The organism is Microcoleus sp. S36b_A4 (genome assembly GCF_036700645.1).
Classification (GTDB): Bacteria; Cyanobacteriota; Cyanobacteriia; order Cyanobacteriales; family Microcoleaceae; genus Microcoleus.
Genome location: NZ_JAUBPI010000018.1, coordinates 11,464 through 25,809, shown reverse-complemented (window position 1 = coordinate 25,809; position 14,346 = coordinate 11,464). Strand labels below are relative to the sequence as shown.

The 14,346-nt window shown below is 47.6% G+C and carries 12 protein-coding genes; 1 reads left to right on the top strand and 11 read right to left on the bottom strand.

All coding sequences use genetic code 11. The annotated features are described in order from the left end of the window. Nucleotides 1-202: 202 nt before the first annotated feature. The 8 genes from QUA03_RS08160 to QUA03_RS08125 all read right to left on the bottom strand — a co-directional run bounded on the left by QUA03_RS08160 (nucleotide 203) and on the right by QUA03_RS08125 (nucleotide 8,770). On the bottom strand, nucleotides 203-1,663 hold the full coding sequence (locus QUA03_RS08160) for an IctB family putative bicarbonate transporter (protein WP_333211138.1): 1,461 nt from the start codon (nucleotides 1,661-1,663) through the stop codon (nucleotides 203-205). Nucleotides 1,664-1,946: 283 nt separating this feature from the next. After that, nucleotides 1,947-2,834, bottom strand: a complete 888-nt coding sequence (locus QUA03_RS08155; protein WP_333211136.1) for a histidine kinase dimerization/phospho-acceptor domain-containing protein — start codon at nucleotides 2,832-2,834, stop codon at nucleotides 1,947-1,949. Nucleotides 2,835-2,990: 156 nt separating this feature from the next. Further along, nucleotides 2,991-4,433, bottom strand: coding sequence for a 1-acyl-sn-glycerol-3-phosphate acyltransferase (locus QUA03_RS08150; RefSeq protein ID WP_333211134.1), 1,443 nt, complete (start codon nucleotides 4,431-4,433; stop codon nucleotides 2,991-2,993). 589 nt (nucleotides 4,434-5,022) lie between these two features. Next, entirely contained in the window at nucleotides 5,023-7,029 is a 2,007-nt protein-coding gene (locus tag QUA03_RS08145; protein ID WP_333211132.1) for a ribonuclease R family protein, read from the bottom strand. 313 nt (nucleotides 7,030-7,342) lie between these two features. After that, entirely contained in the window at nucleotides 7,343-7,558 is a 216-nt protein-coding gene (gene rpsR / locus QUA03_RS08140; RefSeq protein WP_006631377.1) for a 30S ribosomal protein S18, read from the bottom strand. A gap of 102 nt (nucleotides 7,559-7,660) precedes the next feature. After that, nucleotides 7,661-7,849 carry a 50S ribosomal protein L33 gene (rpmG, locus tag QUA03_RS08135; RefSeq protein ID WP_006631376.1) on the bottom strand — a complete coding sequence of 63 codons (189 nt, stop codon included), beginning with the start codon at nucleotides 7,847-7,849 and terminating at the stop codon, nucleotides 7,661-7,663. Between the two features lie 38 nt (nucleotides 7,850-7,887). Beyond that, a complete protein-coding gene (locus QUA03_RS08130; RefSeq protein ID WP_333211130.1) occupies nucleotides 7,888-8,421 on the bottom strand; it encodes an RDD family protein in 534 nt (177 codons plus the stop codon). 106 nt (nucleotides 8,422-8,527) lie between these two features. Continuing rightward, nucleotides 8,528-8,770, bottom strand: a complete 243-nt coding sequence (locus QUA03_RS08125) for a DUF7219 family protein (protein WP_190658612.1) — start codon at nucleotides 8,768-8,770, stop codon at nucleotides 8,528-8,530. Nucleotides 8,771-9,131: 361 nt separating this feature from the next. Between QUA03_RS08125 and QUA03_RS08120 the strand changes: the two genes are divergently transcribed. After that, nucleotides 9,132-9,986, top strand: a complete 855-nt coding sequence (locus QUA03_RS08120; RefSeq protein ID WP_333211128.1) for an SGNH/GDSL hydrolase family protein — start codon at nucleotides 9,132-9,134, stop codon at nucleotides 9,984-9,986. Nucleotides 9,987-10,102: 116 nt separating this feature from the next. Here the strand turns inward: QUA03_RS08120 and QUA03_RS08115 are convergent, their stop codons facing one another. The 3 genes from QUA03_RS08115 to QUA03_RS08105 all read right to left on the bottom strand — a co-directional run bounded on the left by QUA03_RS08115 (nucleotide 10,103) and on the right by QUA03_RS08105 (nucleotide 14,306). Further along, complete coding sequence (locus QUA03_RS08115; RefSeq protein WP_333211126.1) at nucleotides 10,103-10,936, bottom strand: DUF4436 family protein; 834 nt, start codon at nucleotides 10,934-10,936, stop codon at nucleotides 10,103-10,105. Nucleotides 10,937-11,224: 288 nt separating this feature from the next. Then, on the bottom strand, nucleotides 11,225-12,721 hold the full coding sequence (locus QUA03_RS08110) for a carotenoid oxygenase family protein (protein WP_333211124.1): 1,497 nt from the start codon (nucleotides 12,719-12,721) through the stop codon (nucleotides 11,225-11,227). A 130-nt stretch (nucleotides 12,722-12,851) separates the two neighbouring features. Beyond that, on the bottom strand, nucleotides 12,852-14,306 hold the full coding sequence (locus tag QUA03_RS08105) for a folate/biopterin family MFS transporter (protein ID WP_333211122.1): 1,455 nt from the start codon (nucleotides 14,304-14,306) through the stop codon (nucleotides 12,852-12,854). Nucleotides 14,307-14,346: the final 40 nt, after the last annotated feature.

The following is a 14,346-nucleotide window of genomic DNA, read 5'->3' as shown; positions in this document are numbered from 1 at the left end:
ACACCGGGCGCAGGGCTGTTTCATTCGACCTAGGGGCAAACCCTCGTGAAGATGCCCGATATTTGAAACATCGATTTCATCATCCGTGGAGGGGGTAGGCACGGGGAGTAGGGGTAGCACTACCCCTACAAAACGATGATTTCCCTGAGAATGAAACCGCCCTGCCACCGGGGGGGGAGAAAATCCCCGCCAGCAATTCTATCTACTCGCCCTCGGTCAAAGCTGAATCTTCCTGATGGTGTGAGTTGCTGTAAAAACTAGCAATAATCGCCACCATCAACCACCACAGCATATTAACTTCTGGTCGGTACCAAACGGTATCGACAAAACCGTGGGCCATCATGCCGGCTAAAGTTGCGATCGCCCCTATCAACCAAAACCCCTGATTCGATTTTATATTTTGGATTTTAGATTGGGGATTTTGGGATGCTTCCTCTAAACTAGAGAGTTTAAATTGTGCATCCCGCAGATTCTTTATCTGCAACAAACCTTGATTGACGGTGACAGTCATCAGCCACAGGAAACACATTAAACCGATAAAACCTGTTTCCACCGCAATTTCCAGCAGCACAGAATAAGCGCTCAAAGCAGTGAATTTCGGCCTCATATAAAGCGGATAAACTTTATTAAAAGCAGTGTTTCCCGGCCCAATTCCGAGAATGGGTCGATCGCGAATCATGTCAATCACCGCCGTCCAAACATTAATCCGAAAATTGTTACTGCTGTCACCTCGACCGATAAACATACTCGAAACTCGATCGCGCAGAGGCTCAACTAAAGCCACTCCCAAAATTAAGGCCCCAGCCAAACCTCCTAACCCTAACGGAAGCGCCCAAGTTCGCCAGAACCGAGGCATCAAAGGGCTGTACCAGTACCACAGCAGCACTAAAAACACCACCAGTAGAGCCACAAAACCAATCCAAGCACCCCGGCTGTCCGTGTAGCGCAAACACGCGCAATTCACTATCAGCATCGTCAGCGCTAAAATTTTTGTTCCCCATCCTTTCCACACAAAAAGTGCGGCGGCGCTCAATGCAATGGCTGGCAGTAAATAGGAACCAAGCAAGTTAGGATTTCCCAGAAAGCTGTAAACTCGCGTGACATTGGCTTGAGTAGAAGTCGGATCGTTCCAAGTAGCTAGTGGCGGCACTTTATCAATCCACTGCCGCACGCCGTAGAAACTGACAACTAGAGCGACGTTCAAAAATACGGCAATTAACCACGATCGCCAACGGGGCGATCGCAAGATCCGCGCCATCAGCGCAAAAAACAGCAAGTACAGCGTTAGCTTGCTCCAACCAGTAGCAGCGGCGACTTTCACCGGCGACATGGCGGTTGCGACGGTGGCAATGCCCCAGTACAGCAGTACCAGCAAGTGAATCGGCCTCAAGGCGATCGGGCGATCGTCCGAAACAGTCAGCAGCACCCAAAATGCAGCGCTAGCCGCCATCAACACCCCCACCAAGGCATTGTTTACAAACGGCGCCAAACCGAAAGTCAAGGCCAGCAAAACAAAACCCAAGGGTTCTGCCCACTGCATCAGCCAGCTACTCTGCCGCCAACTGCGTAAAGAGCCGATCGCCAAATTGAATAAATAACTTCTACTTTGCCACTGAGAGAGTGGCAAATTTGCCAGAGTTAACTGTTGCCAAACTGAATTCATTTTTAGATTGATTATTGGGAATTGGGAATGGGGAATTGAGTCTAAAAGCATGGACAATTGGTAGTAACTCCAATCTTGCGCCATTCTTCCTGAAGACTTTTCTGGTCGGCTCCCCAAAGAATAAATTTCTTGTGGGTGGGGCACGCGAGCCCGCGCCTAATAGGCTTATTGAGAATGGTGCAACATCTCAGTATTAATTAACAAATGACTTGTTTCTTCTTCCTTCTTCTTTCCATCCGTTACATCCGTTAGAAATCCGTTGCCGAACTTTCTTCTTCCTTCTTTAGCCTTCCAACAATTCTGTAGCATTTGTGCAGGGCAGCCAGAGCACGTAGCGATATCCAGATTCCGGGGTTCCTTGAATCGAGAGTTGACCGCCTTGAATTTCCACCAATTGGCAGCAAAGCAGCAGCCCCAAGCGTTCCCGCGCCCCGTAACCAGCTAAAACAGGTGCGCTATCCTCTGCATTCTGTGCCACCAAAGCCGCCAACTCAGAAAACGCCAGCGTTAAGCGCTGCGAACCCTGTGTCGGGAATTGCGGTTCGAGTCCGAGGGAGTCGGTTTCGGAGTTCGATGGCGAACCGCTACCAGATCCGGCATTCAACAAGTAGTCGGTGTAGAGTTTAGCATGGGGCAAACTTTCCCCTAACCAAGGATGAAAAACCCAAACTCCGATGTTGATACCGTCTTCTTTCCGAGAAACGTGGACTCGAATCACGCTGCCTGCCCCAGCAGATTGAATAATGCTAAAAATTAAGTGGTGCAGCATTTGCTGAACCTTATCTTTATCTACCAACCAGATGCGCGACCCGGGCCCCATCGACAAATTAATTTCTTGCTCTCGTCTACTTGCCACCGAGGACAGGATTGTTACAACCTGCTGGCACAAAGTTTCTATATCGACTGCGGTTCGCTTCAAGGTGAAAGCAGAATCATCTAGTTCTGCCAGTTCCAAAATTTCTTCAACTAGCGATCGCAAAGAGCGGCTGCTGTCTTGGATTACGTCAATATATTCTTTTTGCTTGCTCGTTAAGGGGCCATAAATTTCTTGTTTCAACACGCTTGCCATGCCGAGGACAGAAGTGAGTGGTGTGAGCAATTCCTGCGCTAAATTATTTAGCAGTTTTACCTTAATTGAGTTAGTAGACAAATCGATAGGTTTGTTAGTCATCGCTAATTTTTATTGGTTCATTGTCGAGCGAGGGTTTGCGGTTCATTAGACCTCTTCCAAAAGTCTATAACAATTTGTTTATAATTCACCAAAAAAAACGTAGTGAATAAACATATATATTCCTTCTTCCCTAGAAGCTCTTGTTTATCTGAGTAATTAAGATTTAATCATTGCTTCTAAAGCTGATTGTAAGTCTTGAGTGAGTTCGGCAACTGCTAACCTGCGGCTGGTTTGATATCGATCCCAACGATCGCTCACTGATATGGGTTCGCCCACGGTCATTTGTACTTGCTGTTTGCCCAACTTGGGGCGACCGAAAGGATTTCCCCCTTTGATGCGAGCCAGTACGTCCCACAGCAGTAAAGTTGTTTCTGCCAAACGTTCTGCTGTCAGTTGTTCTTCGACGTACCTGCCCGTGACGGACACGAAACTTTCTACAAGTCTCATGTGCCACATCCGAAGACTTGCTTCTTCAGCGAGGCGATCGGCTAATCCTCTTTCTAAGGGAGAAAGTGCTGCAATATCTTTGATATCTTCTCGATAAATATACTCCCAGCCTGCTTGTTCCAGACGGCGGCAGCGATCTATTAAACTGCCTTTGGGCTTTAAGTTAAAATATTCTTCTGCTACTTGCAAACCCACGTCTAACAAAGCTTTCAGTCGAGCTATCATTACTTCATTGCCCGAATCATTTCCCATTTTTTCTGGTAGCGATAATGATGTCAAAATAGATGTTTCAGGCAGTAAAGTTTTATGATAAAAACGGCTGTAAAATTCTTCCATTACTGCTAGCAAATGGCTGCCCAGTCGAATCAGGCGCAAATATTGGAATTTGTGATTGTGGTTTTCGGGATCGGAATTTGCAGTATTTAAATTTTCGATTTCGGTGCGATCTAATGGTGGCAGTCCGCAATCAATTTCTAATTGAGTTAAAAGTTTTTCTAGGGGTTGCCAAGGTGGGTTGATATAGCGGTATTGAATGCCGATCGGCACAATTACAACTTTTTCAGTGCGTCCGGCTTTCAGCAAATCTTCAACGCACCAGAAGCCCATTTGAGCTATTCCCGGTTCGAGGGGGCTAACTATTTCATTGTGACCGTTGGTAGCGCCTTCTGGGGCGGCGGCGATCGGGAATTGGCTGTTGGCAAATAAATTGCGGGCCGATCGCAATCCGGCACGATCGATCTTGCCGCGAACAATCGGAGTGCCACCGAGTTGGGAATACAACCAGCCGACTCCTGCACCGGCCCACAGGGGAATGCCGCGATCGTAGATAAAGTGGGAATGTACCGGGAATTGCAGGGGAATGCCTTTGGCGCGCGCTGCCTCTGGAACGAGTTTCCAAATTAGTTGTCCCAAACAGTAGGGATCGTCTGAGTTGGGATGGCGGAAGGCTAGCAAGAAGCGAACTTTCTGATTTTGAAATTGGTGGAATAGTTCGGCGAGGGTTTCGACGTTTTCGGCTTGAACGTGGCTGATACTCGTCCGAAATCGCAGCCACCACGGGAAAATTTGCTTACAACCTTGCACCACTAGCGGGTTGTAGGCTGGGGGTATGAATTCCAGCGGCGGCTGAACTTGGCTAATTGAATTGGGCATTTTGCGATTTTAAATTTTAAATTTTAGATTACTAGGCTGCGGTAAAATTTTCCAATTTTTATGATGCTGAAGTTTTTTTATTAACCGCAGAGGACACAGAGGACACGGAGGAAGAGAGGAGATAGCAAAGCGTGTCAATTTAACGTCAAAAGTATTACCCGTCTTGAATTGAATATCATGTCCAGTCGATCGACCCCAATATTTTGGTCGGGGCGGGTTTAGAGGATTTCTGGCTTATATTACAGATCGGGGGTGAACTCGCCTTGACCAGAATTACGATTATTTTACAGGACTAGATATGAAACCATCATCTTTTTTACCCCCCTGTCCTTGACAAGGGGGATGCGAGGGGGTCAATCGATTTTAGATTTTAGATTTTAGATTTTAGATTTTAGATTTTAGAATTGACCCCACGGATAAGTTCGGGGAGCAATTTTCATCGGATACAGGTTTTTTATTTCTCCAGGAATGAAGCCGGGGGCTTGTATCCTGGATGCTTTCGGTCGGAAACTCGACTAAAAACGAGATTTATCCTCAGTTTCAGCCTTCAACGCAGATTTTTGCAGTCTAAAATCTCAAATCTCAAATCCTATTGTGCGGCTTCAAAGATCATTTCTTGGAAGTTAATGACATCCGATCGCGGATCGCAGTGGGTGACTTTGACTTCTAGCCGATCGCCTATGGCGACCGATCGACCAAATCGCATTGCCAATTCTAAACCCAAATCTTCCAATAAAATCAATCCGAGATTGCTGTCTTCCCTCAGCCAGCGCAGCATTAAAGCTTCCCAAACTTCATCGGGGTTGCGCCGCAAATATTCCAATCCCCAATAGCGGTTTGTTTGGCGTTCTACGGTGGATGCTTCTTTAACTGCAGTGCCTAGACACATCACAATGTCCTGTATTTCTTCAGCAGTAAAAGGTAGGGGTTCGCCCCGCAGGTGGGCTTTGATTTGGAAGTGAGTCAGCAAATCGGTATAGCGGCGGATCGGGGAAGTAACTTGGGTGTATAATTCCAAACCCAAGCCGGCGTGGCGTCCGGGGGTGAGGCCCATTTCGCTGCGGGGCATACACCGACGCACAGCGCAAGCGCGGGCGGGGCCTGCGGGAACGGCTAGCAGTTCTTCATCGGGAGGGAGTTCGGGCTGTGGCTGATAGCGGTAGGGTATGGGCAGGCTGTGAGTTTGACCGTAGCGGGCGGCTAGTTCGCCTGCTAAAATCATCATTTCGGCTACTAGCATCCGGGCTGTGGAGTCGTCGATGACGTGGATTTTGATGTCGTCGCCGTTGACTTTGATGACGGATTCTGGCATGAAAATGCTGATTGCGCCTTGGGCTTCCCGCCATTTTTGGCGCAGTTTTGCTGCAGAGGCGATCGCTGCTATTTCCGGTTCTGCTTCGATTCCCAACTCCAGCATTTCATCTACGTCATCGTAGGTCAAGCGGTAGGTGGGTTTTATGGTGCTGATGTGGATGCTGTAATCTTGAGCCGCGCCGATTTCGTCTAAGGTGACGCTGAAGCTGAGCGCGCTGCACTCTTTGCCTTGAATTAAACTCATCGGCCCGGTTGCCAAAGCTGGGGGAAACATGGGGATCATTCCCGTGGGCAGGTAAACCGTAGTGGTGCGCTTTCTGGCTTCGAGGTCGAGTTCGTCTCCGGGGGAAAGCAAGCGGGTGGGATCGGCGATGTGTATCCAGATCCGCTGCTGGCCGTTTTCGAGGAATTCTAAGCTGAGGCCGTCGTCGATTTCGGTGGTGCTTTCGTCGTCGATCGTGTAAACCTTGAGGTGAGTTAAATCGAGACGATTTGTGTCGGAGTCGGTTGGGGGATTTTCTAGGCAGCGTTGGGCCACTTCTAATACCTTTGCGGAGAATTGTAGGGGAATTTGGCTGCGCCGCAAAAACAGGTTTTCGTGGGTACTCCAGAGGCCGAGCTCGACTAGGAGACCAAATGCTGCTTCAGGGTTTTCGGATCGTTGTAAGCTGGCTAAAGTTTCTAAGGCTGGGGTGCGGTGCGTTGCTTCTTCTCCGAGGAGGGCAAAGCGTTCTAGGGCGTCGAGGCGAGTTCGATCGCTGTGTTCCCAATCTACATTTTCCCCTGCCAGCCGCTGTTTGACTCGATCCCAAAATCCTTGGGATTCTTGGTGTCGCTGCTGTTCTACTTCTTGCTGGTGTTTGATTTCGGCTACTTGGGCGGCGGGTCGCGGTTCGTAGCGATCGCCCTTTTGTTTAAAATACAGTTTGTCTGTTGATAGCAAACAGTAAGCCGCGTAACACTGGGCCGCACTACTCTCAGAAAATAACAGCTTTGCCAGGGATTCGGGATCTGCTGTTTCTCCGTCACCGACTAAAAGTTCCCAAGCGACTTCCAAACTCGACGGATCTGAGTATGCTTCTACTTCTTTGAGAAATTTGGGAATATCGGAGGGTTTGTAAGTTTCTCCGACTACTTCGTAGCTGATTTGTTTGGGCGGTATGCTGTGCGGTTGACCGTTTTCGTCTACCACCACCCAGTTTTTCTTGCCGTCGGGGCGATCGGCAACTGCCAGACGGCGGTCGCCGTGCACTCTAAATTCTACTAACGTTCCCTTCTCCACTTGCCAGCTTTATATTTGAGATTTTGGATTTTTACAGTAGCCACTTATCGAGTTTCGAGCTTGCGATTTTAGATTTTGGATATTGGCAATTTTTCTGGTCAATTGTGAAAGTTAAAATCTAAAAAGTTGTTCTTTCTTCTTGCTTCTTTTTTAACTTTTGACTTGTGATTAAGACTTGCGCTGCGGCGACTCTTAACCCTATTTCGCGATTATTTCGCTGCATTCTTGCTGCACTCTTAATGACAGAAAGACGTTGTTTTCGCGCAAGCCTTATTCCCAGTCCAAAATCTAAAACCCAAAATCCCAAATCCTGTTAACCTTCTTGGTTTACGAAGGGCATCAAAGCTACAATTCTTGCTCTTTTGATGCTTCTGGTCAGGTCTCGCTGCTGTTTGGCAGTCAAACCGGTAATCCGGCGGGGCAAGATTTTACCGCGTTCTGTGACGTATTTTTTGAGCAAATCGACATCTTTGTAGTCGATCGGGTCTCCTGGTTTGATGGGCGAAACGCGCCGGCGAAAGTAAGTCATGGTTTGTTTTTTGTTGACTGTTTTTTGTTGACTGTTGACTGTTGACTGTTGACTGTTGTCTGTTGACCAATAACAACTGACAACTGACAACTGACAACTGATCTACTTGATCTCTTTGTGGGCAGTGTGGCTGTTGCAATGGGGGCAGAACTTTTTGAGTTCCAGCCGCGCCGTCGTGTTGCGACGGTTCTTGGTGGTGGTGTACCGAGACACGCCTTTTGAGCGTTTGCTTACGTTAGTACGGCACTCAGTACACTCTAGAGTAATTATGATGCGGACGCCTTTAGCCATAATTCTAAATAAATTTCGACTAATTTAAACACAATTTATTATCTTCTCACATTGCTCTGCACTTGGTCAAGCAATCTTCTAACTTTGATGTCGAGGGAGTAGCCGCGGCGGGTTCCGACGACCATCGTCCCCCCGATGCGATCGTGGAAAGCTTGGGGAAACCTTTCGGCGGAGGTGAGGGCAACGCTACAGTCGATCGCCAGGGGCAGCATCAGCAGCAGGACGGCAGCGTTGGTAGATGTGAGCCCAGCTATACCTGCGAAGGCTAAGGCGGCGCAAAAGCCCAGTAAGGCTTCGCGCTTGCACAGTTCTTGGAATCCGGGAGTCCGTTGGAATCTTGTATCGGCAATTTTCATGTCCAAGGCCCAGCGCCCCAGACTTTGACCTTGGTTTTTCCTGACGATGGCTACGCGCATGATCAGCCACAGCAAAACAAAAAATATGGTTTGGACGATCGCATTATTGCCCAGAAGCAAACTGGGCAGCCAAACAGCGATTCCGTCGATGCAGAGGGCCGCGGCGCGGCGGCCGACGGATACTTTGGGAAGGAGGGGTACTAAATCGGAACTCATAGGCAAAAAGGTCGAGCGGCACTAGCTACTTTTTCATCTTAAGCTGTGGAATAATCGATCGGCATCAATGGCGCGTCACTCAACTTCCAAGCCAACCGCTAATTATTCAAGCTGAAAATGGATTTTCGCCAATTCCCAACTGCTTTTTCGACTTTTCCACCTGTTCCCACAGTGTTTGGATCTGAGTAAATGCCTGTTCCACAGAGATTTTACCGTTAGATGTCAAGGAACTGATGTAACCCACTCGCTGAGAAAACTCTTGTAAATTCGCATTAAATACCAAATTCTCTGGTTTTACCTCACCGTAATAGCGATTTTGAGGATATAAAAAATTTGAATTTGCTACCATTGCTTTAACCTCACATGAAAAGTTGTTTCCTGAACTAATCAATAATATTATAAACCGCGAACACCTGCTAAAGTTGTGCCGTAAGTAGCAGAAATCATGTGACATTGGGCGAACTTTTTTGTGATGGCAATTACACGGACTGATCGGGGCAACAAAAACCTCAGTAATTTCACCTGTATAGCTTACGCAGGCGGGGTCAACAACCAGGTTTCTGCCTTAAGGCTTATAACTTAGGATGTGGCGTCCAAACCAGGTTTTTGTTAGTCCATGACTGAGTTATTGAAATAAGTGACAAAAACCCCTGAAATGGATAATATTATTGCAGACATAAATAGTTAGAGTTTTAATAGGAATCTGCGTAATGTCTCCCAATGCGCTATCGCCCCGTCCCAAACCCCGGCTGAGGCAATTTTTAATTCGACTTGCCATTGCCGTAATTGCTGCTGTTATCGCCTTCAACCTTCCTCACTCCTTAATTCCAGTGTTTAAAGAATCCGTATCCCAAGCAACGCCGGCACCAGAAATCCAGAACTTGCTCACCGGCAAGCGCAAAATTGTGATAGTGGGCGACAGCATCACCGAGGCGGGGAAATACCCCGGAGGTTACGTTTGGCTGCTGGAACGCTATCTGAATGCCCTTTATCCCGATCGCAAAATCGAAATCATCAACGCCGGGATCGGCGGTAACAAATCGACTGATATGCAAGCGCGCTTCCAGAAAGATGCGATCGATCAAAAGCCAGGTTTAGTGATGATTAATGTCGGAGTAAACGACGTTTGGAACGCTTTCTTCGACTTCCCAAACAATCAGTTTTATCCGGAAGGCAACTGGTCCGCAGGAGTGCAAGTGGCAGAATATCGGGAGAAAATAACTCAAATGGTGCTGGCCGCAAAAGCCGCAGGAATTCGACTTGTACTGCTTTCTCCTACTCTGATAGGGGAAAGTATCGACGGCCCAGAAAATCGCAGGTTGCAACAGTATGTTGCCGCGATGCGAGAAATTGCGTTAGAGAATCAGTGCTTGTTTATTGATTTGAATGCGCCTTTTCGGGAAGTTATCGGCACGTATCAAAAGCACGCGGGCAAGACTCTGAATTTGTTGGCGGCAGATGGAGTGCACCCAAATCAATCGGGATATAGAATTATGGCTTTTACTATCTTGCGCGGTTTGGGCGTACCCGCAAAGGATATTGAGAATTTGGAAGTCAAAAATTGAATTTTTGAATGTAGTTAACAGTTGACTGTTGGCTGTTAAGTGAAAGTATCAAAGCTACAAGCCCCCTGATTTATATCGGGGGTAAATTATTCCCATATAAAATCTAAAATCTAAAATCATTCAATCGGCGGATGATACCGCTTTAACCAACAGCTACCGATAATCACCAACGCCACCACAACTATAATTTCCGTCCAAAAAAAGGAAAGGAAATCGCTGGCAGTTCCCACGGGAGGCACCCCCGGTTGAGCGTTGCGAATCGCTGGAAAAGCAAACAGCATGACAGCAGTCCAACTCAACATTCCCACTTCCGGCAACTTGCCTGATTTCATCACTTTCAATGCTAGCAAAAGCGCCATAATTGACAGCACCCACATGATCACAATTATTACTAACGCAAAGAATTTCACCGGCAGTGATCGAGTTGCAGAAACATCGATATAAATAAAAATAGATGAATTCTCTTCCATCGGCTTATAGCTGATGTCGAAACCGGGAACATCGGCATGAAAATTAAATTCCAGCGGCACGGGATTCAGTTCAAAGGGAGCAAACTTTTTACCAATTGAAGGCAGCGGGTCAATCGAAATAGCTACTTTAGCAATGTGCCTGTCAAATGGGTAATTGTTAATTTTTCCTTTGACTAAGTTAAACTTCAATGCAGGGACAATCATCGGTTTGCCTTCTTTAAAGGTAATTTCCGAATCTTGTACGTTTGCGCCGTTAACTGTCATTAACAAGTCTTGCGCCGGGTAAGTTGGCCCTTTTTTATAGATACCTTTGAGTTCAAACTGCAAGCGGGCTTCTAGTTCGTTTTTAATGGGATCAACGGCAATTAATGTCATTTTGACCTCAACCAAGCCTTTGGACGCTACAGTGCTTTCTGGAGAGGGATTATAAGGCTCTTGAGCGTTAGCATTGTGAGAATAAATAGATAAGATGATTGCCAAAATTGCGACCAGACTGCAAATTAAAATAAGTATTTTTTTTAGATTAAATTTGTTGACTGTTTGCATTTACTATGGATTTTTCTGTGTAAATTGTTGTTAGTATTTCCCGCACTCTCCGCAGTCAGTCAGCCAGGGGTGTAAACCCCTGGCTCATAGCTAAATTCGGTTAAAAGTGAGATATTAGAGCATTCTCAATTACTTGTTTAGGAACAGGCAAGATGCCTGTTCCACAAGAGTTCAATTTTCTTTTTTGTGGGGTGGGCATTCTGCCCGCCCATAGTAGCCGAACTACGAACCGATAGGAAGCAATACATTTGGCGTGAAACTTCCGTGCAAGCCGTAGGGAATGTGCTGTTTTAAATGCAAGCGCGCTAGGGGTCCTTTGGTGATGTCGCGAGCATCTAAAATCACTAAGGTCGATCGATGATTAGCTGCATCATACATTAAAACCAGCAGCCAGCCGTCATCCTCGGCAACAGCATCGGGACGGGTAACAAACACCGGTTCCCCCGCAAAACCGCGCGGCGCCGCACTCCAAATTTGCCTTTCACCAGTCACAAAATCAATTTTGAGGATAGCTTGCAAAGGAGCATTCCCAGTGGGAGCATCAGCAGCACCGATATAAAGATATCGGTAAGGTTGTCCGACATTATTGGGATGCAGAGTTGGAAACTCGCAGCACCGAGTTTCAACAACTTGATGCTGCACGGTTTTGTCTTGCAAATTTAACTTAAACCGCCACAATTCGCCCGCTGGAACGCTGTCAAAATCAACCTCGCGAAAATCGCCGTCCTCTTCTACATTTGGAAACGATTCATAACAAACTGAGTCAACAAAAACTTCGTCTCCTTCTTCCCATGCGTTGCAGTGGTGGAAGACAAAACAAGGTTCAGTTTCTAATATCTTTACCTCGTCAGTGCCGTTGCGGGAAATTAAAATTGCTTGCGTTGGCTTGTTTGGCGAAAATTGAATACACTGGGCGGCACTCCGAAATCCTAACACGAAAAGCAGCGGATTGAAGCTGACGGGATTTTGGAAGAATATGCAGTAATTCGGGGTAATTACCATGTCGTGCAGGAAGGCAAAACCCGGTATTGCATGGGCGTGACGCTGCAAAAGTTTGCCGCTTTCGTCGAGTTCGTAAATGGTAATTGTACTCGACAAACCTGGTTTGACGGAAAAGTTGATTAATCTGTCTCCTTTGCCATTTTTCCCTTTTTCAATTCTGGGGTGGGCGGCGAAGGCTTCACCGGGTTCCAAGATGCCGTCTAGAGTATCTAAGCCGAGTGTTTCTAGGGTGCGGGGGTCGAGTCTGTAGGGCTGTGCGGCTTCCCAAAGTGCTAGCAGTTTGTCGCCCCAATAAATGATGTTGGTGTTGGCAATGTTTTTGATTTTGACATCAAAGATGTTGGCTAGCCAACCCCCTGGTTTCTGTGTGCCGAAAACGCCTCGGTGGAGAATTTTTCCGGCTTCTTGTTCGGCGAGATAGCCTTCTGTGCGGACGAATCGGTTGCGGAAATGGGCGCGGCCTTCGGATATTGCGATCGCACAAACCATCCCGTCACCGTCAAACGGGTGGTGGATGCGTTGGCCGTTGACCTCTAATAATCCGGGCCCGTTGCGAAAGAATGTGCCTTGCAAGTCGGCGGGGATTTCGCCTTCTATGTCGTCAATCCAGTAGTCGGATTCGTTGGGTTGGGATTCGTACCCGCGCTGCCAGTCTGTGCGATCGTATGATACGTTTTGAGCTGCGGTTTGAGGTTGAGAAATCTGTAAGTTTGGCATTGGTAGAATAAGCTTTTATTGATTTAACCGCCGAGAACACAGAGGGCGCAGAGAGAAGGAAAATCGGAGAATTGGGAAACACAGTTAAATTCATCCGTGTATCCGTGTCAAAATCCGTGTGTGCCTGCGTTTATTTGCTGTCTGCGGTGCGGCTTTGTGACCTTACTGTGGGTACTAAGTCGGGAAAGTATTCGGGCATGAAATGCTGTCCGCCTGGCTTGGAACTGCCGATTTCTGGTTCTAATACGGGAAGAGACTTTTGAGAATTTGGATCGGCGCTTTCTGTACTATCGGCGGGCAGCCAATTTAAGAAGGGTAGGGGCAGAAGTGTGGAGAGGTTTGTGATGACAATTAGCAGCCAGAGGTTATCGAAATTGCGATCGGTAATTCCTAGCAAGTGGGTCAAAAGTGCGCCGCCTTCGTGGGAAATAAGTCCTGCTAAGTTGGTGACTGACATCAACACGGCAAATAAAGTTGCTTCGACGCCTGGGGGACACAATCTGGCGGAGAGTACGAGCACCGGCATATAAGCAATTTGTCCGATTACTGTCAGGATCAGGCTGTCTCCGATGCTGAACCATTGATCGTCAATTCCTAAAGCTCTGTTGGCATGAGTTACTAATAATAAAGTAGTCATGCCCAAAACAGCCGCAAGGACGGTTGACCAGCCAAAAATTACTCGAAATGGAACTGTTTTGAGGAAGCGTTGAAACAGCCAGATCCCGGCGAGGGCGGCAATGCTGGTAACGAGGCGCACTCGGCCGAGAAATTCTGGTTGAAAGCCTAATTCGTTGGTGGTGAAAAAGAAGAAGGCGGAGTCTGAGCTTGGGGTGGCTTGCCAAAGGAAGAGAAAGGCTGTGGGCAGCCAAATTGTTTTTTGGGTAACAGCTTGCCGTAGTTGTTTGAATTGGTCTTTGACTGTATCAAAGTCGGTTCTTTTGTCGGTTTTTTCTTCGGCAATTAACCAAGCTGTTGCTGATACAATTAGCGGGAAAGATGCAGTGATTAAAAAGATAGTGTGGGTGCTGAAGTGTTGCAGCAGGGAACCGCTGAGGTAGGCGGTAATTAGTCCGCCGAGGGCAGCTGCGCCCCAAGACAAGGATTGCAGGGAACCGGCGTCGGTAACTGATTCTTTTCTGGCCCTTTCGACTACCAGGGAGTCGGCGATTACGTCGCTGACGGCGAGGGAGAGGGAACTCAGGGCGATCGCGCCTGTAGCTGCCAGCGGTGTGTGTACAATTGTTGCGAGGCTCACCCATGCTAAGGTTCCCAGCAGCCCGGAGAGGACGATGTAAGGGCGTCTGCGGTAGCCGAATATCGGCAAGCCGTCGGACATGAACCCGAACACGGGTTTGATAATCCAAGGCAGGGCTACGACGCCCAGCATGGCCGAGACTTCTGCCGGACTCATGCCGAGTTCGTCTTTGAGAAAGAAGCTGACGGCTAAGCGGGCTAGTCCGAGAATGCCTTGGACGAAGTAAATCAGTAAGATGGCTATGAGTTCGGGGGTTGGCTCATTCCCAAAGAATACTTTTTCTTTTAAAGATTCTTTGAGTTTGCTGACGCCGGAGGGGGAAACGAGCATTTGAGCAATATTTCTTAATGAATCTCAATATTTATAACAC